This window comes from Tritonibacter scottomollicae (assembly GCF_032924845.1).
Classification (GTDB): domain Bacteria; phylum Pseudomonadota; class Alphaproteobacteria; order Rhodobacterales; family Rhodobacteraceae; genus Epibacterium; species Epibacterium scottomollicae.
This window is the reverse complement of the sequence record NZ_CP136704.1, coordinates 3,275,714-3,299,621: the sequence shown is the minus strand read 5'-3', so window position 1 is coordinate 3,299,621 and position 23,908 is coordinate 3,275,714. Positions and strand designations below refer to the sequence as shown.

Here is a 23,908-nt window from a genome sequence, read left to right as displayed (position 1 = left end):
AGCTCTTTATCCTTCCGTGCGGCCGTTGCCGCCCTTTTCGCGCAAACCCTGCAATCGCTGGGCTTCCTCTACAACACGTTGGCTGAGTCCACCAGAGGCGAGCGCGGCATGTATGACAGTTTCACGCCCAAAAGCCATCCCAAGCTCGTCCGCTGTCATGCATCCGATGTATTTGCCGCGATGCGGCGTGCTTAGTTTTGACTTACCTCGCCCGGATCCGTCAGAGGCTTGGATCAGAACCCGTGCCTCCTCTTTATCCAGCCAATCCTTGACCTTCTCATACCCCCCAACGGCGTCGCCCGACTTGCGAGCAAGGCTGATCAGGTCAACAGTGCGGCGCAAAACTTGTCGCTCCACATCGTCAACCAGACCATCCTGAACCGTGACCTGCGCCTTGAAGCCGCGGGCGAAAAGTTTTTTCTTTACCGCCTGCGTCAGCGCATCGCGCGTCGCAGAGACATAGACGCCGCGACCGGGCAATTTCCCCATCACATCGGCAAAGACCTGATTGTCAGGCCCCAGCACGAAACGAATGAGCCCGGCTTTGGGCTCTGTCTCGCCAGTGGCGACACATTTCCGTTCCGGCCCGTCTGAACGGGATTTTTCTGCACCACCACGGGTCATTTACGTCTCCTGGGAGTCGGGAAGCCGATCAGGCTTCCACATCCCCTTCCACTTCTTCTTCGGGGTCTTCTGCATCCGCTTCAAGCTCGGCCGGGTCTACCCAGCCCAACATGATGCGGGCAGTCATCACCAGCTTTTGCGCCTCTTCCAGGCTCATGCCGAAGGGCTCAAGGATGCCTTCATCCTTCACCCGCTCACCATTGGCAGTGGTCCAGCCACCCGCAAGTTCCCAGTCAGCGCAAGTGGCAAAGTCGTCAACAGTCTTGACGTCGTCCTTGGCCAGCGCCTCCACCATCTGGGGTGTCAGGCCCTCAAAGTCAATAAGACTGTCCTCGGCACCCAGGCTGCGGGCATTATCAAGCGCCGCCTTGGCCTGCGCTTCGAGATAGTCTCGCGCCCGGGCTTGCAGCTCTTGGGCGGTGCCGTCGTCCACACCATCAATGACCAGAAGCTCGTCCAGCTCAACATAGGCAACCTCTTCGAGGTTGGTGAAGCCTTCGGACACCAGCAACTGGGCAAAGAACTCGTCCAGATCGAGGGTCTCCATGAACAATCCGGTCCGCGCCTCGAATTCCTTCTGACGGCGAGCTGATTCTTCCTCTTCAGTCATGATATCGATGTCGAGGCTGGTCAGCTGCGAGGCCAGACGCACGTTCTGACCGCGACGGCCAATGGCCAGGGACAGCTGTTCGTCCGGAACCACCACTTCGATCTTGCCGGCTTCTTCGTCCAGAACCACCTTGGAAACCTCGGCAGGCTGGAGCGCGTTCACCAGGAAGGTCGGCTGATCTTCATTCCACGGGATGATGTCGATTTTCTCGCCCTGCAGTTCGTTGACCACGGCCTGCACGCGGGAGCCGCGCATACCAACACAGGCACCAACAGGATCGATGGAGCTGTCATAGGACACCACGGCGATCTTCGCGCGCGAGCCGGGATCACGGGCCACGGCCTTGATCTCGATGATGCCGTCATAGATTTCCGGAACTTCCATCTTGAACAGCTCGGCCATGAATTCCGGCGCGGTCCGGCTCAGGAAGATCTGCGGGCCGCGCGGTTCACGGCGCACGTCCTTGATAAAGCAGCGAATACGGTCGTTCGGGCGGTAGCTTTCGCGGCCGATCTTCTCGTTGCGGCGCAGGATACCCTCGCCAGAGCCAACGTCGACAATGACATTGCCGTATTCTTCACGCTTGACGAGACCATTGATGATGGTGCCGTTGCGGTCCTTGAATTCTTCGTACTGACGGTCCCGCTCGGCTTCACGCACTTTTTGCAGAATCACCTGCTTGGCGGATTGCGCGGCGATGCGGCCCATTTCAACCGGGGGAACTTCATCGACGATGGTATCACCGATCGTCGGGTTCTCCATGTATTGCTTTGCCTGCGCGACTGTCAGCTCAGCCTGATAGTTTTCCAGCTCTGCATCCTCGACCACGGTCCGGACGCGGGTGAAGGTCGCCTTGCCGGTTTTGCGATCGATGGAGACACGAATGTCCATCTCGCTGCCGTAGCGGCTCTTGGCCGCACGGGCGAGGGATTCCTCCATCGCGTCGACGACCAGACCCGGGTCGATCATCTTCTCGCGCGCCACGGCCTCGGCGGTTTGCAACAGCTCCAGCTGGTTTGCAGAGGTGATAGCCATTACTCGTTCTCCTCTTCGGACCCTTTGGTCCCTTCTGCGGACCCTTCGGTCTCGATGTCGTCAAAGGCGTCGTCGTTCAATACGCCAGCGGCCTTGCGCTGACGCAGCATTTCCTTGATCAGATCGTCCGTCAGCACCAGCTTGGCATCGCTCAACCAGTCGAATTTCAAACCGATCGTCACGGTTTCGCCGTGCTCTTCGATGTTGATCAGGACTTCGTCCCCTTCGACTCCGGCCAGCTCGCCCTTGAAGCGACGGCGGCCATCGATCAGCTCAGCCGTTTCAAGTTTCGCTTCATACCCTTCGAACATGTCGAAGTCTTTCAGACGCGTCAGGGGCCGATCAATGCCGGGGCTCGAAACCTCAAGCGTATAGGCATCAAGAATTGGATCCTCGACGTCGAGTGTCGCGCTGATCGCGTTCGAGATCGCGGCACAGTCATCAACTTCGATACCGCCATCGGGACGGTCTGCCATGATCTGCATCGTGGTCATCTTTCCGGACATCAACCGGATACGCACCAGCTCATAGCCGAGATCCTCGATCACCGGGGTGATGATCTCGGCCAGGCGGCGGTCGATCGCAGCTTTGGCAATAAGATCGTTGGTCATCAGACCTCCAAACACAAAAAAACGGGCCGCGGCCCGTCGAAATTAATCGTTGGTACCTCAGGCCCAGAGCCCGACGCGCCGCTGTTGAGCGTGGATATACGCCCACACGCGCGGTTTTGCAACCCTTTCCTCCGGCGGCAAAGCTTAACTCTGCCCAAGGGGCGCTTGCGCATCCCCAAATCAGGCAGGGACGGGTGTCGAATCACCCAGTCTGATCGTCTTGAGGGCGTTCACGATGGATGCTGTCAGTCGGCGCATCTCTTTGGCTCGACGCAGAGGTCAGATCACGCCATCCACCACCGCTCAGTGATGCGATGATCATCCAAGGAGCCGCGGTTGGAAATCCGCCGGGGCATAACGATATGCTGACCGGCTGCCAGTGCCATATCCCCCTCGGAAGGATGATAATTGAAACTGCCGCGCCCTCTCAGACCCTCCGGCGTTGGCAGGGAGGCAACATCCACAAAGCCATCGCGCAAGGCCTCGGCCCGAACGGCCGCGTCTGAAATCACGATCAGATCCAACGCGTCAAACCAGCCGGCACTGCCATCCTTGTAGTGCTGCTCTCTGCGGCGGGCCCGGAAGTGACGCCCGTCTTGCGCGCGCTCAACCGCGTAAAGGCCTGTTCCCGTCATCGTCGCCAAGCTGGCCTGCACATCGCCGTCAGCGGCGATCACCAGACCCGTGTCGGCCAGCCGATAGGGCAAATGGGGGTTGCCTTCATCGAGCACAAATTCAACCGCGTCATCATCCTTCAGGGTCAACGCACGCAACCCTTCCAGACGCAGATCACCTCGCGATGCATGTGCCTCAAGCGAGGAAATCACATCGCTTGCCCTCAAATTCAAACCATCGTGAAAGGACACGTCCTGCCGCAGCTTCACAATCCACCGCCGTGCGGAATCGTCACTGTGCCAGCCGGTTGCCAGTTCCCCCCGCAACAGACCGTCAGGCGCTACTTCCGTCAATTGATCATAGACCGCGCCACGGGCCACCCGCTCAAGGAGGCCCCCGTCGCGCGGCACTGCAAGGCGCAGCGTGCCGCCCCGGCGGGGCTGCTGCGCCAGACTGGTGCCCGTCGCCGCCAATAGCGCGGCGGCCGCACCGCTGGCAAAGAGAGCACGACGGTCCAGGCGCTTCATGTCGTCAGTTCCTCGGCCAGTTGGTCCATCGTCTTGACCAGCTCTGCGCTGATTCCAGGCTCCGACAGCGCGTGGCCTGCATTTCGCACCATGATCAGGTCGGAGTTCGGCCATTGCTTGTGAATATCGTATGCGGATTGCGGTGGGCAGATCATGTCATACCTCCCCTGCACGATGACGCCGGGAATATGCGCAATGCGCCCCATATTTGCAAGGATTTGACCATCCATATGCAGAAAGCCACCGTTCGAGAAATAGTGATTTTCCAACCGGGCGAAGGCCCGCGCGTAGTCACCGGGGCTCTCTCCCGACACGCCGTTCGAGTAAACGGACGCCAGCGCGTTTTCCCACGCTGACCACGCGCGTCCAAAGCGCACTTCTTCTTCGCGATCTCCCGAAAACAGGCGCCGATGATAGGCTGCGATCAAATCATCATGCTCGTCCTCGGGAACAAGCGCTGTGAACTTCTCCCAAGTCTCCGGCCAGAACTTGCCCGCGCCGCCCCCGTAGAACCATGCAAGTTCAGACTGCGTCATCAGGAAAACACCGCGCAGAATGAGGTGGGTAACCCGGTCAGGGTGTGTCTGAGCATAGACCAACGCCAGGGTCGCCCCCCAGCTGCCACCAAACACCATCCAGCTGTTGATCTCCAAGAGCTCGCGGATGAGCTCCATATCCGCCACCAGATGCCAAGTGGTATTGTCCTCGCAGGAGGCGTGCGGACGAGAGCGGCCACAGCCCCGCTGATCAAACAGGATAATCCGGTAGACACTCGGATCAAAATACCGCCGCATCGCAGGGCTGGTTCCACCGCCAGGGCCGCCATGGCACACGATAACCGGCACGCCATCGGGATTTCCGGACTGCTCCAAATAGATCCGGTGCCCTTGGCCCACGTCCAGCATCCGCTGATCAAATGGCTCGATCGGCGGATAGAGAAACTGCACTGCGCGCTTTTGATCCGGGTATTTGTCCATTACTGACCTAACTAACGACTGAACCCACAAGAAAACACACGGAGACAGGAATGCAAGCGCAACAGTCCACGGTTGACCCCTCCGAGATTGCCAAGTTCGAGGCAATGGCTGCGGAATGGTGGGATCCCAATGGGAAATTCAAGCCCCTGCACATGCTCAACCCGTGTCGCCTAGACTACATCACCCGCCAGATTGCCGGGGAGTTTGAGCGCGACCTTACATCTGACGCTCCGTTTGCGGGCCTGCGTATCCTCGATATCGGTTGCGGGGGTGGACTCCTGAGTGAACCCATGGCCCGCCTCGGCGCAGATGTGGTCGGGGCCGACGCCGCCGAAGGCAACCTGCCCGTTGCCCGAATTCACGCAGAGCAATCAGGTCTGGAAATCGACTACCGCCACACCACGGCAGAGGCACTCGCAGAGGCTGGTGAGGCCTTTGATGTGATCTTGAACATGGAAGTGGTCGAACATGTCGCTGACCCGCTGAGCTATCTCACTGCGACACAACAGCTGCTGAAGTCCGGCGGGTTGCAAATCTGCTCCACAATCAATCGCAATCCCAAGAGCTATGCCATGGCAATCGTCGGCGCCGAAGTCGTGATGCGCTGGCTGCCGCGTGGTACTCATGAGTGGTCCAAGTTCATCACCCCGGATGAACTATTCGATCTGCTGAGCCAAGCTGGGTTGACGCCGGTGGACCGCAAGGGGTTTGTCTTCAACCCGCTGTTGTGGAGTTGGTCGATCTCTGACCGCGACCTCAGTGTAAATTACGTCACGGCAAGCACAAAGCCCTGATGCGATGCCGCGCCAGCGCGAATTCACAGTCAATTTTCGGTGCGACCGCTTGCTTTGGCCTGCTGCCTATACTTTAGTATATGCACTCATCCAAACGCGTCGTTGCGAAGATCCGCTGTAGCTCCTAGATGTCCCGTCTTGCACAGGGAACATGCTGCTCTGGTAGGCACTCGATGCCCGACGGAACAGAATTTGTGCAATTGGGGACACACTCACACCACTCACGGCCCTAATTTTAAAGAGAGCGCCGGAATTACCCGGCGCTCTCTTTCATTCAGCCAATCGTTGGTATCTCAGTCTTCGGTTTCCAACTTGCCGCGAAACTCTCGCAGGATCGGGAGCGCCGCACGGACACGGTCTCCCCCCAACTCGCTCACCACTTCGGAAATCATGGGAATGATCGAGGCCAACGCCGCATCGCGCGCTTTGCGCCCTGCCGGACTGATGGCGACCATCTTGCGGCGCGCATCATCCCAATCCGGCCGGACGTGCACATAACCAGCGACTTCGAGCTTGTTGATCGTGTTCGTCATGGCACCACGCGTCACATGAAAGGCCTTGGCCAATTGCGCCGGGGATCGCTCCAGCCCCGCCCGTGCAAGGTGGTTCAGAACCGAAAAATGTGACAGCTCCATTCCCTTGGGCAGAGCCTTGCCCAATCGTGCCCGCGCAAGCTGGTCAGCCATCAGTATTTCGCTGAACAGCGAAATGGCAAGGGAATGGTTCTCATCCATCAGGGTCCGTCAAACTCCCGGTCATGGGTCAGCGAAGGTACGCGTTTGCGTGCCTTGTTCACCTCTTCGAGGTCGAGGTCAACGCAAGTAATTCCGACCTCAGTACCCGCATCGGCCAGAACCTCTCCCCAGGGGGCAATCGCGACCGAATGACCGAAGGTCTGGCGCTGCGCGCCGCGGCTTGCCGGATGCACACCCGTCTGGGCAGCAGCCAAGACAAAACAGCCTGTTTCGATCGCCCGAGCCCGAAGCAGACTATGCCAATGGGCCGCCCCCGTCACATGCGAAAACGCTGCTGGAGCGGTCAAGATCGTTGCCCCGCCCTGAGCCAATCGGCGATGCAGCGTTGGAAAGCGCACATCGTAGCAAATGGTGAGGCCAATCTTTGCAAAATCAGTTTGCGCAACAACAGCCTGCGTTCCCGGACGATAGCCATCAGATTCCCGGTAGGTCTCCTCTGGGGTCACTTCAACGTCAAACATATGGATCTTGTCATACCGCGCCGCGATCTCACCATTTGGTGTGATTACGAATTGCCGGTTGGCAAAGCGTCCATCGCCGTCCTTCGTCTTGAGTCCCAAAGAACCGATGGACACCCACACACCATGTTTCGCGGCGGCGCTACGCAGGCCGGACAGCGTCGGATCATCCTCTTCGTGACAGAGCACCTCACGCTGATGGGTCCGGCTTGTCGACAGGCAGTTTGTAACTTCCGGGGTCAGAATGAACTCCGCCCCCTGCGAAACCGCATCCGCCATCATTTGCCTGACCGCTATGAGGTTTTCATCCGGCACATCGGAAGAGGTCATCTGTAGAAGTGCGGCACGTACCATGGAGCTCAGGCCGCAAGCAGCGGATCGAGCTTTCCAGCGCGATCCAGCGTGTAAAGCTCATCACATCCGCCGACATGCGTCTCACCAACAAAGATCTGTGGCACCGTACGACCGCCATTGGCGCGTTGGATCATCTCTGCCTTGCGATCCGGGTCAGCCAGTACATCGATTTCGGAAAAGCTGACGCCCTTCTGGTTCAGCAGACGCTTGGCTGCGTGGCAAAAACCGCAAAGGGGTGAGGTATAGATTTCGACCGGTTTCATGTTGGTCTCCGTAGGCTTGGTTCATGGATGCTGAGCCATGTGGTACTTTTTATCAAGCTTTGCCAGCCTTTTCACGCCGCCGTGACCCGGGCAAGCACGACAACATTGACAGAAGCCGCCCCCGCAACGATGCATGCACTCGCACATGCGGAAAGCGTCGCCCCGCTGGTCATCACATCATCCACAAGCAGAATCTCTCTGCCCTGCATCCGACATCCCATTCGTGGATGCGGGCGGATCGCGTCCCTCAGGATCGTCATGCGCTCGTCCCGGCTGCGCCCTTCCAGCATCGGTGTCTGTAGGGACCGTATCAATGCGTCTGGGCAGCAGTCCTGCCCCTCGCGTGCAGCCAGCGCCTGCGCCAATAAGGCAGACTGGTTATATCGGCGGCGCACCAATCGTGTCCAATGCAGCGGCACGGGCACAATCAACGGATCGTTGGTCAAGAGGTCGGCGGCGGCGCGGCCCATCCAGGCCGATGCCGGACGCACAAGATCGGTTCGGTCCCCGTGTTTCAAAGCCAGTACTAGGCGACGCCCTTGCCCGCTGTAGATGATCGCCGCACGCCCCTGCTGCCAGTTTCGCGGGGTTTGCAAACAGTCATCGCAACGCACGATTTGCCCGTCGTCCTCACCCGGCACCGGCACCCCGCAGCTGTGACATACAAGACCCGAGATGAAGGATGTATCGCGCCAGCACGCGCTACAAAGTCCAAAATCGCTTTCGACCAACCCGCCACAATTCAGACAGCGCGCCGGGTAAATCAATGAAACTGCCGTTTGAAACCGTGTGCGCAACGTCATAGGTACACCTCATGACTCAAGAACCAATGGCTCATCCCCAGATCTTCGATCACGACGCACTTCGGCAATGCCGCACCCGACGTAAATCGGATGCGATGTTCCTGCACGACATGGCGAGAGACGAGGTCGAGGATCGGCTGAGCATGGTTAAGAGAACCTTTACCAAGCCAGCGATTGTTGCGCCTTTTGCGGAACCCTGGGAGAACGTGCTCCCTGGGCAAAAAATCGTTCTCGACAACGACGTTCTGGCGCTGGAACCACAAGCACATGACGTGATCATTCATGTCATGGCGCTGCACTGGGCCAATGATCCAGTCGGGCAGTTGATTCAGTGCCGACGCGCCTTGCAGGAGGACGGTCTGCTTCTCTTGGTGACACTAGGTGGTCAGACGCTGCATGAGCTGCGCACTTCGCTTGCAGAGGCCGAAACCTATATCAGCGGCGGCCTGTCGCCGCGCGTTGCACCAATGGGTGAAATTCGCGACCTCGGCGCTCTTCTGCAACGAGCGGGCTTTGCTTTGCCCGTCGCAGACGTGGTGCCGCTTTCGGTGCAATACCGCGACCTGCCGCATCTGATGCAAGACCTGCGCGCCATGGGGGAAACCAACGCGATGACCAACCGGCTCCGCAAACCGACGCGCCGGGCAGTGTTCGACTTGGCGAATCACATCTACGGTCAGAATTTTGCCACCGAAGACGGCAAGCTGAACGCAACATTCGAGCTTGTGTGCCTCACCGGTTGGTCGCCCGCCGACACCCAACCACAACCACTGCGTCCCGGCTCTGCAAAGATGCGCCTGGCAGATGCGTTGAAAGTCCCGGAGACCAAGGTTCCAGATCGAGACCAATAACCTGAGCCAATGGTCGCAGTCAGGTGATCCAATTGGCCATCAGCCCCGTAACACCGTATCAATTGTTAAAATCTCTCACTGCGATATCACACAGGACCCCTACCTATGCTGGATGCTAGCCCGACTGCGACCTGCCCTGCTCATGCCCCCGCGGACCATCCGGCGGTCAAGCCTGAGAAGGTCGGTATCCTGCTGGCGAATCTCGGTACGCCGGATCACTACAGCTATTGGCCCATGCGTCGTTACCTAGGCGAATTCCTGTCCGACAAGCGCGTCATCGACTACCCCGCGTGGAAGTGGCAACCGCTGCTGCAGCTTATCATTCTCACCAAGAGACCGTTCGCATCGGGCGCTGCCTACAAATCCATCTGGAACCACGACAAGGGCGAAAGCCCGCTTATGACGATCACCAAGGACCAGACCCACGAGATGGCGCAGGCGATGGAAGCGATCTACGGCGATCAGGTCATGGTGGATTTCTGCATGCGCTACGGCAATCCGTCGACCAAATCCAAGGTTGACGAAATGGTGGCTGCCGGTTGTCGCAAGATCCTCTTTGTACCGTTGTATCCGCAGTATGCTGGCGCCACCTCTGGCACCGCGAATGACGAATTTTTCCGTGCCCTGATGGAACAGACCTGGCAACCTGCCGCTCGGACAATCGAACCCTACTTCGATCAGCCTGAGTATATTGATGCTCTGGCGAAGTCGGTGGAGGAAGCCTATGCGAAGGCGGAGAAGAAACCCGATATTCTGGTCTGCTCCTATCATGGCATGCCAAAACGCTACCTGATGCAGGGGGATCCCTACCACTGCCAGTGCCAGAAAACGACTCGGCTGCTGCGCGAACGGCTGGGATGGGGCGAATCACAGATCACCACCACATTTCAGTCGGTCTTTGGCCCTGAAGAGTGGCTGCGTCCCTACACGGTGGAACATGTCGCGGAGTTGGCGAAGCAGGGCAAGAAGCGGATTGCGGTGATCGCCCCGGCATTTTCCGCCGACTGCATCGAGACTCTGGAAGAGATCAACGAAGAGATTTTCGAGAGCTTTGAACACGCGGGTGGGGAAGACTTCACCTACATCCCCTGCCTGAATGAAAGCGCAGGTCACATTTCAGCCCTGTCGAAGATGATCCAGAACAATCTCAAAGGGTGGCTGGACTGACTGCGCATGATCGTCGCTAGGCAGGTATGTCTCGCTCTAAACATCTTTAAAGGCACGAAAAAAGGCGGCTGGTGATCCAGCCGCCTTTCTCATTCTTTTGGCAACGATTAGTTGCTTGCGGCAGCAGCAGCTACGATAACGAGCAGCAGCAGCGGCAGCAGGATGCCGGAAGAAGAACCGGTTGCTTCTTCGATGATAACCGGTGCTTCAACGATCGGTTCTGCCAGGTTGCCAGCGGATGCTGCGGATGCAGCAGCGACCAGAGCGGCAGCGATAATGAGTTTCTTCATGTTAACCTCCAGAATACGCGCACAGCACACATATGATGTGCGCACTCAAGACTTACCTCGTGGTTTTTTTTAAGCGGGAAACACACCGGATTGCAATTGGTTGTTAAATCTCTCGCGTCGAGCTTTGGGTGGTTGTCGTCAAATAAGCAACACCTGTGTCCCGGTCCGCGTCAGTTTGTAGAGTTCCGCGATGTGCTCATTGTAGAGGCCGATGCAGCCATTGGAGGATTTGCGCCCGATCTTGCGCGTATCGTGCGTTCCATGAATGCGGTAGTACTTCCAACTGAGATAAAGCGCATGTGTCCCCAGTGGGTTATCAGGTCCGGGCGGAATGTAGGCGGGCCACTCCGGATTGCGTTTTCGCATGTTCGGCGTCGGCGCCCATCCCGGACCTTCAACCTTGCGAGTGATCTTGGTGCGACCACGGCGTGTCAGATCATCACTCAGCGGCACCGACGAAGGGAACAGCTTGTAGACCGACTGATCTTCGGACCAGAAATGTAACGCGCGGCTGTTGATATCGACGAGAATCGCTCCGCGGCGCAGGGTGTCGAAGTAAGGGCGCCAGTCCTTGGCCCGAAATGCGGAAATATTGCGGGCAACATTCGGCTCCGGTTCCGGTGGTGGGCGCAGGGGATCAAAGGTTGGCTCTTCCGTCTCAGCTACGCCCTGCGCAAGCGCTGGGGTTGCGAGAAGCGAGACAGATCCCGCAAGAAATTGCCGGCGCGACGGCTTCAAAGGGTTCTTAGGTGTCATCAGAAGATACTCTGTACTGAAGGGATCCATTGTCGGGCAGTCTATGGCTGGAATGCCTCAGTCGCAATTCAATCCCCCCATATCTCGTCATTGTGACCCAACCGGGTTTGCCTATAAGTCACAGGAGAGCTAAGGGACGCTCTGACCGAACACTTTTTAGGGTTTAGAATGACACGTGTTTTCCTGATTCTGGCTACACTGACGAGTTTTGTGCTGGCGGCATGTACCACTGGCAACGATGGCACCGCGACCGGGTCCGGTGTTTACAAAATTCGGAACGAAGAACGTGTCCAGTTCCGCATGCTGGACTCCGTCAACGCCCTGCGTGAGGCTGCTGGCAGCCCCACAGTGCAGTTGGACGGCAAGCTCAACGCAGCGGCAGCCACTCATTCCCGTGATATGTCAGTGCAAAACCGGCCCTGGCACTTCGGCTCTGACGGCTCTTCCCCTCTCGATCGGGTCAACCGGGTTGGCTATACGGGCCAGCTTGTTGGGGAAAACATTTCGGAATCCTACGAAAACGAAGTGCAAACGCTGACAGCCTGGATGGAAAACAGTGGCACGCGCTCTGTTGTCATGGACCCCAAGGCCCGCAACATGGGCTTTTCCTGGTTCCAGGAAGCCAACGGCAAGATCTGGTGGACGTTGTTAATGGCGGAGTAGTCACCGCTTTCAGTCCCCCGCAATAGGAAAGGCCGCATCCATATGGAGCGGCCTTTTTCGTCTGTATCGGCATATCTGGCACTGTCACGGGCGAAGCGTGATGATTGTCCCGTCGTTGACCATAGCCCAGATTTCCTCGATCTCGTCATTGCTCACGGCAATACAACCAGCCGTCCAGTCCTGAATCCGTGCAGCCCGGCGACGATCCTTGCGCTCATTCGGTTCGCCGTGGATGAAGATATCCCCACCCGGGCTTGCGCCCAATGTCCGCGCATGGGCCCGATCCGAGGTGTTCGGGTATGAAATCCCCAGCGACAAGTAAAATTGGCTGCGGGGGTTACGACGGTCGATGCGATATGTGCCTTCTGGTGTGCGGCCGTCGCCCTCGATTTGTTTATGTCCGACGGGGGCAAAGCCCAAACCGACGTCGTACTCACGCAAGACCTTCGCCTCGTTCAAAAGGTACATCTTCCGCGTGCCCTTGTTCACCACGATCGATGTTACGGGAGGTCCATTGTACCGTCGAATATTGGGGCCGCTGGAACAACCAGCTGCTCCGAGGGTGGCCAGAATACCTGCCCCGAATGTACGCCTGTGCATTGTCTTGATCTGTCCGCTCTTGATGGCTTTATGCTCTTTGTTAGCATTACAGCAAACTTGGTTAAGAAAAGATAATCACTTTTCTGTCGTCTCGTCCTGCAGCCGGGCAATCCGCGCTTCGATCGCTTCGAGACGAGAAATGACCTGATCCCGATAGGCGTCGGTGCGCTCTCCCTCTTCTTCGGAATGCGCATCCTGCATGGAGTTCACGATCAAGCCGACAAGAAGGTTCACGACAGCAAAGGTCGTGACCATGATGAAAGGCACGAAGAACGCCCAAGCATATGAATAGAGTTCCATCACCGGACGCACGATCCCCATCGACCAGCTTTCCAACGTCATGATTTGGAACAGGGAATAGGCCGACAGGCCAAGCGTGCCGAACCACTCCGGAAAACTGCTACCGAACAGCTTCGTCGCCATGACCGATCCGATGTAGAAGATGATCGCCATCAGCAAGAAAACCGACCCCATTCCGGGCAGTGCGGTGATGAACCCTTCGACCACGCGGCGTAATCTCGGTGCAACGGAAATAACACGCAATACCCGCAGGATACGAAGTGCCCGCAGGACCGAGAACCCCTGTGCCGCCGGCGCCAACGCAATACCAACGATCAGAAAATCGAACACGTTCCAACCATTGCGAAAGAAGCGCAACCGCCAAACAATCAGCTTCGCCCCGATCTCAAGAATGAAGATGACCAGGCAGAGCTTATCAATCAGTAGAACCAGCTCTCCGATACGTGCCATCACCGCATCCGAGGTCTCCATCCCCAATGTCACCGCATTCACAAGAATAACAGCTGTGATGAACCGACCAAAGACATCGCTGTCCAGAACGGATTTCATACGGTCGATCATCGGGGAGACACTCCTATGGTTCGGCTCAGGACAGGGTCAGGCTGGCTGCCAGCTCGGTATGCGATGACCAGCGGAACTGGTCAACGACCTGCACCCAGTTGAGCGAATAACCTGCAGCAACAAGAGTTTCAGCATCCCGAGCAAACGTAACTGGATTGCACGACACATAAGCAACGGTCGGAACCTTCGCGCGCACGATTTCTGCCACCTGGGCTTCTGCGCCAGCACGCGGCGGATCAATCACTACCGCATCATACGCAGCGTCAAACGGCTTCAGGTCTTCGGGCAGCATCGGGTTGCGGAACAGGTCTCGCGTTTCGGTGGTGATTTTTTTGAGACCGCGCGCCATGCGCCATCCTTGCTCGAGCGCCTGCAGCATATCGCGCTCCCCTTCGACAGCATGGACCTCGGCCTTCTGTGCCAGCGGGAGTGAAAAGGTCCCACACCCGGCAAAGAGATCCGCGATCCGGCGCGCCTCTCCGACGGCTTCCTGCACCGCAGCAACCAGTGCCGCCTCACCTTCATGTGTCGCTTGCAGGAACGACCCCGGAGGAGGGCAGACCCTTGCCGCGCCAAAGCGCTGTGTCGGCGGCTGTTCCATTCCGATCGGCTCGTCTTCCCAGGTCAAACGAGCGATTTCATAACGCTCGATGGATTGCGCCAATTGAATACGCAACGGCCCATCGAGAGGTTTGCCATTCCGCACCAGCACATCCAGACCAGCGGCGGACGTCGTCAAAGTCACCGACAAGGGTGCCTTGCGACTGGCCCCAACAATGGCGAGAGACTCAACCATCGGGATTGCCGCCATCAACTCTGGCGCAAGAAGGTGACAATCCGTGATCTCTGTTACAATGTCGGAGGCCCGGCCATGAAAGCCGACCATGGCCCCCTTCTTCGTACGCTTTGCAGACAGCGTTGCCCGGCGTCGGGAGCGTGACGGTGACGTTTGAATAGGCCGAAAATCAGTCTCTAATCCACGGGTTCGCAGTGCGTGGCGAACCACATCGACCTTCCAATCTGCCACGAAGTCATCGCTCGCGTGCTGCAACTGGCAGCCCCCGCAGGACTTGTAGTGGCGACATGGTGCCTGCACGCGGGTCTCGGACGGTTCTTCGATGCGGATATCCGTCAAGGTCTGCCCTGAGATCACACCGGAGATGATCTCTCCCGGCAATGTTCTGGGTGCAAAGAGTGGTCCCGGGGCGATCCCGTCGCCCTGGTGTCCCAAGCGTTCAATCGTGGCTCTGGTTCTGGCTGCGTTTGTCATGCTCCTGCCATAGCGCGGGACGTCCGGCGGCAAAAGGAGGAAACGCATTGCGCCCCCTACTCGGCAGCTTCTGTGGCCTCGTCTTCCGTGCGGATGAAGCCACCTGACTGACGGGTCCAGAATTGAGCGTAGAGACCGCCCTGCGCGAGTAGTTCATCATGACTGCCCTGCTCGACGATACGCCCTCGATCCATGACAATGATTCGATCCATCTCCGCCAATGTCGACAGTCGGTGCGCAATGGCCAAGACCGTCTTGCCTTCCATCACCCGCGTCAGGGCAGACTGGATTGACGCCTCGACTTCAGAATCGAGTGCTGAGGTGGCCTCATCCAACACGAGGATCGGCGCATCCTTCAGGATAGCCCGTGCCAACGCAATCCGCTGACGTTGCCCGCCTGAGAGCTTAACGCCACGCTCCCCCAGATAGGCGTCATACCCTTCCCGTCCCTGCCCGTCTTGCAGGTCGGTGATGAACTCATGCGCCTCGGCTGCGGACGCCGCCGCGATCACCTCTTCTCTACTGGCGTCGGGACGCCCGTAGAGAATGTTATCCATTGCTGATCGATTGAACATCGCAGTCTCCTGCGTGACCATGCCGATCTGGCTGCGCAAACTGTTCTGATTGACGCTCGAAACGTCGGCCCCATCGATCAGAATGCGGCCCTGCTCAGGCTCGTAGAGACGCAGTAGCAGTGACACAAGTGTCGACTTCCCGGCCCCGGAAGCACCAACGATCCCGAGCTTTTCGCCCGGTGGAATGGTCAGTGACAGATCTGATATGCCGCCAATATCGCGCCCATAACTGAAACTCAGGTCATCCAGTACAATCTCGCCCTTGCGCACCTGAAGCTCCTGCGCATCAGGATCGTCCTCGATCCGGTCCGGCCGCGCGAGCGTCTTCATTCCATTCTCGATTTCGCCCACGTTGGAATAGATCGCCATGAGGGTGAAGCTGACCCAGCCCGTCATCTGTGCAATCCGGATAGAAACTGCGCCAGCGGCAACAATGTCGCCTTCGCTGGCGACGCCGCCCTGCCACAGCCACAACGTTGCACCGATCAACAGGACCGGCAGCAGCCCCGCCAGCGTCATCAGGCAGAAACGGAACGACGCCGACAGGTATCCAAACTCAAGCGCCTTCTCACGGAAGGTCACCATCGCGTCCTGCGCGCCACGTTCCTCATGATCGGCATGGGCGAAGAGTTGCACCGTCTTGATGTTGGTAATGGTGTCCACAACCTGTCCGGTCACATTGGCACGGGCGCCGGCGCGACTGGCAGACCGCTTGCGAATACGCGGCAAGAACCAGCGAATGGTGGCAAAATACCCCAGCAACCAGATCAGGAACAGCAGCGTGATGCGCAGATCAACGGCCCCCAGTAGGATCAACGCGCCGGCCAGAGAGGCCAAGGCAAAGGCCACAACATTGATGACCTCAACCACAACTGAGGTCACTGCATTGGCGGTCTGCATCTGCTTTTGTGCGATCCGGCCGGCAAAATCATCATCAAAGAACCGCACCGACTGTCCAAGGGTCCAACGATTGATCCGTGACAGGACCAGCGGACTTACGTTTGGCTGCACAATAATGGCGTTGGTCGCCGCCGAAAGGCCAAACAGCACCGGCCGCACCAGCAGGAAAAACGCCAGAGCCGCGACGATGGTCCCAAGATTGGCACCGAAGAAACCCTCCGGGCCACTTGCGATGGCCGTATCAATCACCACACCGAGGATGAAGGCCGTTCCCGCCTCCATACCACCCGCAAGCGCGGAACACACCGCCGCGAGCACCAACATCGGCCCGGCTCCCGACAGACACCAGCGGATGAACGCGCCTAATGTCTGTGGCGGCGGCCCCTCCGCGGGTTGAAACGCGTCGATCAGATTTCCAAGCTTCATTCTGCTGCCTCTACATTCAGGAACCCGCCCGACTGGCGCGCCCAGAATTGTGCATATAGGCCGCTCTGGGCCAAAAGCGCCTCATGCGTGCCTTCTTCGACGATTTTTCCCTGATCGAGCACCAGGATCCGGTCCATCTGCGCGATGGTGGACAGGCGGTGCGCGATCGCAATCACAGTCTTACCCTCCATCATGCCGTAAAGCGTTTCCTGAATGGCGGCCTCGACCTCGGAATCAAGCGCGGATGTCGCTTCGTCCAGCAGCAGGATCGGTGCGTTTTTCAGGATAACGCGCGCCAAAGTCACACGCTGTCGCTGGCCACCTGACAGCTTCACACCACGCTCACCGACATGCGCATCATAGCCAGTGCGCCCCTGCGGGTCCTCTAAATCAAGAATGAAATCATGGGCATGCGCCTTGCGTGCGGCAGCAATCATCTCCTGCTCCGCCGCATCCGGACGGCCATAAAGCAGGTTGTCCCGCACGGAACGATGCAAGAGCGAACTGTCCTGCTGCACCATGCCGATGTTCTGACGCAAACTGTCCTGTGTCACGGTTGAGATATCCTGACCGTCGATCAGAATGCGCCCGTCTTCGGTGTCATAGAACCGGAGAAGCAGCTTAACCAACGTCGATTTGCCAGCCCCAGATCGCCCGATCAGTCCGACTTTCTCGCCGGGGTGTATGGTCAGATTCAGCTGATCAAGCCCTCCTGATCCGCGCCCATAATGATGGGACAGATTATCGAATGTGATCTTGCCTTTGGTCAGATGCAGCGGTTTGCAGGTCTTATCATCCACCAGGTCGATCGGCTGAGCGATGGTTTGCATCCCTTCTGAAACAACACCGAGCTGACGGAAGAAGCTGGTCAAGGCCCACATGATCCAACCCGTCATGGAGTTCAGCCGCAATGTCAGCGTTGTCGCCGCAGCAACCACGCCGACACTGGCCAATCCTTGCATCCAGAGCGCAATGCCCCACCCGACCACGCCCACGATCAGCAACCCATTGAGCATCACGAGGGCACCATCCATGATGGTGAATATCCGCATTTCAGCCTGAAACGTCGTGCGCGTCTCCTCGATCGCGGACTTGGCATAGTCCAACTCGCGATCATGATGCGCGAACATCTTGACCGAGTGAATGTTGGAATAGCTGTCGACCACGCGCCCAGTAACTGTGGATCGCGCATCAGATGCGGCCTGACTGGCAGGTCCGACGCGAACAACAGTCCACCTGATCAGCGCCGCGTATAGAACGAACCAGATCAGCAACGGCAGCAGCAAGCGGGCATCTGCCGCCCACAATAGCAACGCCGCCCCGAGCATATAAGCCAATGCAAAGGTAATCGCATCAAAGACCTGGAACACCACCTCGCCAGCCGCGGGGGGTGTTTGCATGATGCGATTAGCGATCCGGCCTGCAAAATCGTTCTCGAACCAACCAACAGATTGACGCAACACATGTTTATGCGCACGCCAGCGGATCAGGGTGCCGAAGTTCGGCAGGATCGTGTTGTTGAGCAACATGACATCGATCAGCTGGATCACCGGGCGCAGAAACAGAATGAACACGGCCATCAGGATCAGCTCAGTGCCATGCATCGCCCAGACCTCTTCGGGAGATCCGGACAAAATATCGACGACACGGCCCATGTAGGAGATCAAACCGATCTCCACTGCGGCAACAACGACCGAGATCAGACCCGTTGCCCAGAACACCTTTTTGAAGGGCTGCGCATAGTCGCGCATAAACGGCCAGAGCTTGGTCGGCGGGCGATCAGTTTCCGGATAGTCGCAATAGGGGTCGATGAGGTTTTCAAAGAAGCGAAACATGTGGTTGCTCCATTAATTTGAGCAAGGAAAGTCAAAGAATGCGATAGGCATGGTGAATGGTGGCGACCGAGGCCCCCGACACACCCTACGGGTCGGACTCGGACGTCAATCGTCGTTCCAGATCCCGTAATACATCAGCATTCCTCCTGAACCTTCAGCTTCCACAAGCTAAGGGGTAGCGCGCAGAAACGCGTTTGTCACGCCCTTCAACCATGAAGAATATCTGACGCAACCTCACACACCTATTGCCGAACACTGGACAGAAGTGTCTCGCGACTCGCCGAGAAACCGGACGATATCCACTCTGCCTCCAGCGCTTTGAGCGCACGGCCAAGCTCTGCGCCCTGAAACTTCGGCATCAGATCTGTGGCATTGAGCGGAAAGCGGGCTGCCGCGCCACGCGCAATATCAGTGTCTAAATAGGCTTTAATAGGCATTTCCAGCAATGCGGCGCGTAGTCGTGCGGCCTGGTAGGCGGTGACAGCATCATGACGATACGCGATCTCTGCCGGGCCCTGTAGCCCTTCCGCGAGGTCGCGCAGAAGGCTGACACGGGCAGACATGGCCTTGCTCAGCCGCAGGGCGTTTTGCAGATCTTCACCGCCAAGAGCCGCAAGGCGGGTTTCCGCCGCTACATCGCTCTGTCCTTCCAGATGGATCAGAGGAGCGAGCGCACGGTCATCGGCGCCGGGAAGAACATGCCCCAGAACTCCGATCTGTCGCATGGTCGCGATCGAAGGTGCGGGATCAGGCGCGCGCAGGAGTTTGACCATCTCAGCGCCGACCCGCTCGCGTGACAGCTGATCGAGCCCCTCCTGCGTTTCCGAAATCGCAGCCAGCGCTTCGGGGTCAAACCCAAGACCAACGTCGCCGTACCAGCTGTGAAAACGAAAATAGCGCAGAATCCGAAGGTAGTCTTCTTTGATACGATTACAGGCTTGGCCGATAAACCGCACACGGCGCGCCCGCAGATCACCCAATCCACCCAATGGATCAACGACTTCGCCATCTGGGCGGGCGTACAGCGCATTCATGGTGAAATCCCGGCGCCGCGCGTCCTCTGCAATATCCGTGGCAAAGGCCACAACGGCACGCCGCCCGTCGGTCGCCACATCCTTACGGAAAGTGGTGATCTCATGGGGAACACCCTCGGCGACGACCGTGACCGTGCCATGATCAATCCCGGTCGGGATCGCCTTGAGACCGGCGCCTTCTGCGGCGGCGATCACCGCCTGCGGGACCACATTGGTCGAGAGGTCGAGGTCCGTCACATCCGCGCCCAGCAACGCATTCCGCACACATCCTCCGACAAAATAGATCTCTGCCCCAGCACCGCTGAGGGCATCGCAGACCCTGCGTGTGGATGATGCGTGAAGCCAGGGCTGGTCGATTTTCATGTCGCATCCATCATGGAGGCAAAGCCACGCAACATGCGCGCGGTAGCACCCCAAATGTAGTAGGGACCAAAGGGAACCGTAAAATAGTGCCGACGCGTTTTGCGCCAGCGGCGGGATTGAATTTGATAGCGTTCAATATCAAGCACGTGAGCCAAGGGCGCGCGAAACACTTCTGCGACCTCGCCAACCTCGGCGCGCACCTCAAATGGGCGCTCGATCAACGCAACCACCGGGGTCACCTGGAACCCGGTCACGGTTTCATGTGCAGGCAGTTGACCAAGAATGCGGGGCAAATCGCGCGGCAAGGCAATCTCTTCCCAAGCCTCGCGCAGGGCCGCATCAGTCACATCGCGATCTCCGGCATCTACCTTGCCACCGGGAAATGCAATCTGCCCGGGGTGATGCTTCAACGCAGATGATCGCTTGGTCAGGATAACCTGCGGTACCGTGTCAAACGTCTCGATTCCGATCAACACTCCGGCTGAACGCAGCTCACGCTCAACCGGCAGCACGGTGCCCGGATTCAAATCGAAATCTGAGGTCGCCTCGTGATTGCGCGTCAGCGCCTTGGTGATTTTCGCCGCCAGCGCTGACACGTTTTTACTCCTTGGTGGCCTCAAAGCCCACTTCGGCCGGATCCAAATCATAGTGCGCGCCGCAGAACTGACAGTCCGCTGTCACACGACCCTCATCCGTCGTCATCGTTGCGATATCCTTGGCCGAATAGATCGACAGACTCTGCCGAACACGATCTTCCGAGCATGTGCATCCGAAGCGGACCGCCTGCGTGTCATAGACGCGCGGTTGTTCCTCGTGAAACAATCGCAACAGCAACTCTGTCGGCGAAACCGAGGGGCCGATCAACTCAAGATCCTCGACGGTCGCCAGCAGCATGTTGACCCGGTTCCACTGCTCTTGCTCATCGCCCGAGACCAGATCTTCGGCAGTCAGGACCTCGCCGGTGCCTTCACCTTGAGCGGCAAAGGGCGACGCTTTTGGCATGTGTTGCAACATGACGCCGCCAGCGCGCCAATGCTCCGGTCGGCCCGGCTCTGACGATTTCCCAAAGCTGAGCGAGAACCGTGTCGGCAATTGCTCGGATTGCGCAAAATACGCTTCGGCACATTGCGACAGCGACGTTCCCGCAAGCGGTGTGATGCCCTGATATGGCTGCGTCCCCTCGCCCTGATCGATCAGGATGGCAAAGTACCCCTCGCCGACCTGCTCAAACGGTGCACCATCGGTAACACGCTCCTCATCGAAGCTGGCATACGCACGGATACGAGCAGGCTCACCCTCTTTTTCGGGGGCGTAGTAATCTGTGGCGATCATCCGCACAGGGCCCTTGGATTGAACCTGAAGCGACAGTTTCCAGCGCAAACTCATGGTCTGCCCAATCAGCGCGGTCAGCAACGCCATCTCTGCCACGAGCGCTTCTACCGCTTGTGGGTAATTGTGTTGTTTCAGTATCCCATCCAGCACACCGTCCAACCGCGCCACGCGGCCGCGCATGTCGGATGCATCAAGTTGGAAGGGCAGGACGGTATCGTCCCACGCGATTTTCGAACCAAGTGTCATGGGGTTTCCTTAACGGCCGGCTATTGGCATACCGACGCTATATAGGCTTTTCAGCATCAGAGGAAAGGGGGGAGCCAGTGATCAAACGCTTTGGAGAGGTGCCGCGCAAGGATCAGCACTATCGTATCCGCCCCGGTGTCTATGCGTTATTGCCCCGTGATGGTCAGCTGCTGCTGACCTGCCAGTACGATCCTGCACCGGATTTTCAGCTGCCAGGAGGAGGTATAGATCCCAATGAGGCGCCAATCCCGGCCCTCCATCGTGAAGTCATGGAAGAGACTGGTTGGAAAATATCCACGCCACGGCGCGTCGGTGCGTTTCGCCGGTTTGTCTACATGCCGGAATATGACCTTTGGGCAGAGAAAATCTGCCATATCTATCTCGCACGCCCCGTTCTATGCCTCGGCGCACCGACAGAAGACGGTCACAGCGCGCTTTGGATGCCTGCACAGGCAGCGTCTAGTATATTGGGAAATGCGGGAGATCGTCATTTTTGCAAGCTGCTTTCGGATTGCAGCTAAAGTTTGAGCTGGGTCGTTTCAGGGGCCCTGAAACTCAAACAGGGTGGCAGAGATATCATCTTCCAGCCCCTTATCGTCCCCCATGACCTGTGTCAGCTGCCAATAGAGTTCATCAAGGAAAGCCTTGCCGCTTTGATGTGGGTCGCACCGCTTCACCAGCTCGACCAAGCCTTCGGTGTCGAGCATCGCACCGTTTTTCAAATGTGCCTCGGTAAACCCATCCGAATAGAGAAGTAGGCGATCACCCTTCTCCATCATAAATTCTTCCTGATCATAGGTGACATCCGGCACCAGACCGACCGGAACGCCGCCCTTGCCAATGAACTCCATTGAGCCATCAGCGCGCAAAAGCAGCGGGTGGGGATGACCAGCCTGTACCATCTTAACCAGACCTGTACGCAGATCTGCGATGCAGTAGGCCATGGTGAAATACTCTTCGATACCAGTGTCTGCGATCAGACGAGCGTTCAGGACGCTGGCCACATCCTCGGGGGGCCGCAATGCATAGAACCGGTTGAATTTATTCTCCATGCCGACATTTTGGTCAAAATAGGTCGACGAAAGATAACCACCCAAACGGGCAGTCATCATGGCAGAGGTAATACCATGGCCAGACACGTCGATCGAATAGAAGCCGAGGCGGTTTATACCCGGTGAGAACATCCCCACCAAATCACCTCCGATGTGGCCACAGGGCTCGAGCAACAGATTGACCTCGGACGCACCGAAGGATCGCGTCAACTCTGGCACCAGGGATTCCTGGATCTTGCGCGCCTGGATCAGGTCCTTGTCGATCGCATCATAGACGGTTTGCAGCTCATCCAGCGTTTCCGAAACGATACGGTTCTTTTCAAAGAGTTCCCGCTGCATACGCAGGATCCGTTCGCCCGCAGAGATACGCGCACGTAGCTCATCAGAGCTGACCGGTTTGGTGAGGAAGTCATCTGCGCCCGCGTCGAGACCCTCGGCGACCTCGTTCTTCTCGCTCTTGGAGGTCAGCAGGATGAAGTAGCTATAGGCCTCATTTGCTTCCGCCCGAAACGACCGGCAGAATTCAATCCCGTTCATGCCGGGCATCATCCAGTCACTGAGAATGAGATCGGGGGGATCGGCACGACAGATATCCATCGCTTCTTCACCACCTTCGGCTTCAACGACGTCGAAGCCCCACTTTTTGAGCGAGGCCACCAGGATGCGACGTTGCAAACGGCTGTCATCCACCACCAACACGCGTCGGATGGAGCCGCTCATAGGCACGTCTTCACCTTTAACTGAATGCTCTGGCAGCACCGACAATCCCTCATTAACGCGGCGTGTCCCCTTATGACCGTCTTAGAAAACACTTGATCGGCTTAATAGCTGATGAAAAATAAAATTTTAGTCGATTTTTTTTTCTTTACTATACTTTTACTTGCTTTGACATAGGCTACACACGTCTCGCCCGGAAGTGTTGGAAGAAGACGATGATTGATTGGCCACGTGTACGCGAACTGAAAGATGAAGTCGGCGAAGACGGCTTTGAGGAGGTGATCGAGCTCTTTCTCGAAGAAGTTGAAGGCGTCATCGAGAAGCTGAAATCGGGAGACCGATCCCAGCTCGAGCAGGATCTTCACTTTCTCAAGGGTAGCGCCCTGAACCTGGGGTTTCGTCACTTTTCCAGCCTGTGTTTTGATGGTGAGCGCCTGTCCGCCAACGGGAAGGCCGACAACGTAAATCTGTCCCAGGTGTTTTCCAGCTACGACCAATCCAAGTCGGAATTTCTTGCGGAAGTGAACAGCCAAGCCTGATTGCA

Annotated in this window: 26 protein-coding genes; 6 read left to right on the top strand and 20 right to left on the bottom strand. The window is 57.8% G+C overall.

Annotated elements, in window-relative coordinates; translation table 11 throughout:
• Window positions 1-6: 6 nt before the first annotated feature.
• From R1T40_RS16400 to pip, 5 genes are all read right to left on the bottom strand, one after another.
• On the bottom strand, window positions 7-624 hold the full coding sequence (locus tag R1T40_RS16400) for an RNA-binding protein (protein ID WP_106162420.1): 618 nt from the start codon (window positions 622-624) through the stop codon (window positions 7-9).
• 28 nt (window positions 625-652) lie between these two features.
• Window positions 653-2,269, bottom strand: coding sequence for a transcription termination factor NusA (nusA, locus tag R1T40_RS16395; RefSeq protein WP_106162421.1), 1,617 nt, complete (start codon window positions 2,267-2,269; stop codon window positions 653-655).
• Entirely contained in the window at window positions 2,269-2,880 is a 612-nt protein-coding gene (rimP, locus tag R1T40_RS16390) for a ribosome maturation factor RimP (protein ID WP_106162422.1), read from the bottom strand. Before rimP ends, nusA begins: the two co-directional genes overlap by 1 nt.
• A gap of 284 nt (window positions 2,881-3,164) precedes the next feature.
• A complete protein-coding gene (locus R1T40_RS16385) occupies window positions 3,165-4,022 on the bottom strand; it encodes an ABC transporter substrate-binding protein (RefSeq protein WP_317384879.1) in 858 nt (285 codons plus the stop codon).
• The gene (gene pip, locus R1T40_RS16380) at window positions 4,019-4,999 is read right to left on the bottom strand and encodes a prolyl aminopeptidase (RefSeq protein ID WP_317384878.1); all 981 of its coding nucleotides are present in this window, start codon (window positions 4,997-4,999) and stop codon (window positions 4,019-4,021) included. Before pip ends, R1T40_RS16385 begins: the two co-directional genes overlap by 4 nt.
• 50 nt (window positions 5,000-5,049) lie before the next feature.
• On the opposite strand from pip, the gene ubiG reads away from it, so the two are divergent.
• Complete coding sequence (gene ubiG, locus R1T40_RS16375; protein ID WP_317384877.1) at window positions 5,050-5,793, top strand: bifunctional 2-polyprenyl-6-hydroxyphenol methylase/3-demethylubiquinol 3-O-methyltransferase UbiG; 744 nt, start codon at window positions 5,050-5,052, stop codon at window positions 5,791-5,793.
• 293 nt (window positions 5,794-6,086) lie between these two features.
• On the opposite strand, the gene R1T40_RS16370 is transcribed toward ubiG, so the two are convergent.
• The 4 genes from R1T40_RS16370 to R1T40_RS16355 all read right to left on the bottom strand — a co-directional run bounded on the left by R1T40_RS16370 (window position 6,087) and on the right by R1T40_RS16355 (window position 8,426).
• Entirely contained in the window at window positions 6,087-6,527 is a 441-nt protein-coding gene (locus R1T40_RS16370; RefSeq protein ID WP_106162426.1) for a MarR family winged helix-turn-helix transcriptional regulator, read from the bottom strand.
• Entirely contained in the window at window positions 6,527-7,360 is an 834-nt protein-coding gene (locus tag R1T40_RS16365; RefSeq protein WP_317384876.1) for a carbon-nitrogen hydrolase family protein, read from the bottom strand. Before R1T40_RS16365 ends, R1T40_RS16370 begins: the two co-directional genes overlap by 1 nt.
• Before the next feature lie 5 nt (window positions 7,361-7,365).
• Window positions 7,366-7,623, bottom strand: coding sequence for a glutaredoxin 3 (grxC, locus tag R1T40_RS16360; RefSeq protein ID WP_106162428.1), 258 nt, complete (start codon window positions 7,621-7,623; stop codon window positions 7,366-7,368).
• A 71-nt stretch (window positions 7,624-7,694) separates the two neighbouring features.
• Window positions 7,695-8,426 carry a ComF family protein gene (locus R1T40_RS16355; protein WP_317384875.1) on the bottom strand — a complete coding sequence of 244 codons (732 nt, stop codon included), beginning with the start codon at window positions 8,424-8,426 and terminating at the stop codon, window positions 7,695-7,697.
• 11 nt (window positions 8,427-8,437) lie between these two features.
• Between R1T40_RS16355 and R1T40_RS16350 the strand changes: the two genes are divergently transcribed.
• Both R1T40_RS16350 and hemH read left to right on the top strand, forming a co-directional pair.
• Window positions 8,438-9,277, top strand: a complete 840-nt coding sequence (locus R1T40_RS16350; RefSeq protein WP_317384874.1) for a methyltransferase domain-containing protein — start codon at window positions 8,438-8,440, stop codon at window positions 9,275-9,277.
• A gap of 105 nt (window positions 9,278-9,382) precedes the next feature.
• Window positions 9,383-10,444 (top strand): ferrochelatase, encoded by a 1,062-nt coding sequence (gene hemH / locus R1T40_RS16345; RefSeq protein ID WP_317384873.1) that lies wholly within the window; start codon window positions 9,383-9,385, stop codon window positions 10,442-10,444.
• A 107-nt stretch (window positions 10,445-10,551) separates the two neighbouring features.
• Here hemH and R1T40_RS16340 read toward each other — a convergent pair whose 3' ends face one another.
• Both R1T40_RS16340 and R1T40_RS16335 read right to left on the bottom strand, forming a co-directional pair.
• Complete coding sequence (locus R1T40_RS16340; RefSeq protein WP_106162432.1) at window positions 10,552-10,734, bottom strand: hypothetical protein; 183 nt, start codon at window positions 10,732-10,734, stop codon at window positions 10,552-10,554.
• A 138-nt stretch (window positions 10,735-10,872) separates the two neighbouring features.
• On the bottom strand, window positions 10,873-11,490 hold the full coding sequence (locus tag R1T40_RS16335; RefSeq protein ID WP_106162714.1) for a L,D-transpeptidase: 618 nt from the start codon (window positions 11,488-11,490) through the stop codon (window positions 10,873-10,875).
• A 168-nt stretch (window positions 11,491-11,658) separates the two neighbouring features.
• Between R1T40_RS16335 and R1T40_RS16330 the strand changes: the two genes are divergently transcribed.
• Window positions 11,659-12,153, top strand: a complete 495-nt coding sequence (locus R1T40_RS16330) for a CAP domain-containing protein (protein ID WP_106162433.1) — start codon at window positions 11,659-11,661, stop codon at window positions 12,151-12,153.
• A gap of 84 nt (window positions 12,154-12,237) precedes the next feature.
• Here the strand turns inward: R1T40_RS16330 and R1T40_RS16325 are convergent, their stop codons facing one another.
• The 8 genes from R1T40_RS16325 to hslO all read right to left on the bottom strand — a co-directional run bounded on the left by R1T40_RS16325 (window position 12,238) and on the right by hslO (window position 21,595).
• Window positions 12,238-12,753 carry a L,D-transpeptidase family protein gene (locus R1T40_RS16325; protein ID WP_317384872.1) on the bottom strand — a complete coding sequence of 172 codons (516 nt, stop codon included), beginning with the start codon at window positions 12,751-12,753 and terminating at the stop codon, window positions 12,238-12,240.
• Window positions 12,754-12,828: 75 nt separating this feature from the next.
• The gene (locus R1T40_RS16320) at window positions 12,829-13,614 is read right to left on the bottom strand and encodes an ion transporter (protein WP_106162435.1); all 786 of its coding nucleotides are present in this window, start codon (window positions 13,612-13,614) and stop codon (window positions 12,829-12,831) included.
• A 25-nt stretch (window positions 13,615-13,639) separates the two neighbouring features.
• Window positions 13,640-14,884 (bottom strand): class I SAM-dependent RNA methyltransferase, encoded by a 1,245-nt coding sequence (locus R1T40_RS16315; protein WP_317384871.1) that lies wholly within the window; start codon window positions 14,882-14,884, stop codon window positions 13,640-13,642.
• A gap of 56 nt (window positions 14,885-14,940) precedes the next feature.
• Window positions 14,941-16,785, bottom strand: coding sequence for an ABC transporter ATP-binding protein (locus R1T40_RS16310; protein WP_317384870.1), 1,845 nt, complete (start codon window positions 16,783-16,785; stop codon window positions 14,941-14,943).
• A complete protein-coding gene (locus tag R1T40_RS16305; RefSeq protein ID WP_317384869.1) occupies window positions 16,782-18,620 on the bottom strand; it encodes an ABC transporter ATP-binding protein in 1,839 nt (612 codons plus the stop codon). The genes R1T40_RS16310 and R1T40_RS16305 overlap by 4 nt, the downstream gene beginning before the upstream one ends.
• Window positions 18,621-18,862: 242 nt before the next feature.
• Complete coding sequence (locus tag R1T40_RS16300) at window positions 18,863-20,017, bottom strand: CCA tRNA nucleotidyltransferase (protein WP_317384868.1); 1,155 nt, start codon at window positions 20,015-20,017, stop codon at window positions 18,863-18,865.
• Complete coding sequence (locus R1T40_RS16295) at window positions 20,014-20,613, bottom strand: CoA pyrophosphatase (RefSeq protein WP_317384867.1); 600 nt, start codon at window positions 20,611-20,613, stop codon at window positions 20,014-20,016. The genes R1T40_RS16300 and R1T40_RS16295 overlap by 4 nt, the downstream gene beginning before the upstream one ends.
• 4 nt (window positions 20,614-20,617) lie before the next feature.
• Window positions 20,618-21,595 (bottom strand): Hsp33 family molecular chaperone HslO, encoded by a 978-nt coding sequence (hslO, locus tag R1T40_RS16290; RefSeq protein WP_106162440.1) that lies wholly within the window; start codon window positions 21,593-21,595, stop codon window positions 20,618-20,620.
• Between the two features lie 77 nt (window positions 21,596-21,672).
• Here hslO and R1T40_RS16285 point away from each other — a divergent pair, with 77 nt between their 5' ends.
• Window positions 21,673-22,116, top strand: a complete 444-nt coding sequence (locus R1T40_RS16285) for an NUDIX hydrolase (protein ID WP_317384866.1) — start codon at window positions 21,673-21,675, stop codon at window positions 22,114-22,116.
• 18 nt (window positions 22,117-22,134) lie between these two features.
• Here R1T40_RS16285 and R1T40_RS16280 read toward each other — a convergent pair whose 3' ends face one another.
• Complete coding sequence (locus R1T40_RS16280) at window positions 22,135-23,367, bottom strand: PP2C family protein-serine/threonine phosphatase (RefSeq protein WP_317384865.1); 1,233 nt, start codon at window positions 23,365-23,367, stop codon at window positions 22,135-22,137.
• A 212-nt stretch (window positions 23,368-23,579) separates the two neighbouring features.
• Between R1T40_RS16280 and R1T40_RS16275 the strand changes: the two genes are divergently transcribed.
• A complete protein-coding gene (locus tag R1T40_RS16275) occupies window positions 23,580-23,903 on the top strand; it encodes an Hpt domain-containing protein (RefSeq protein WP_106162443.1) in 324 nt (107 codons plus the stop codon).
• The last annotated feature ends 5 nt before the right edge of the window (window positions 23,904-23,908 follow it).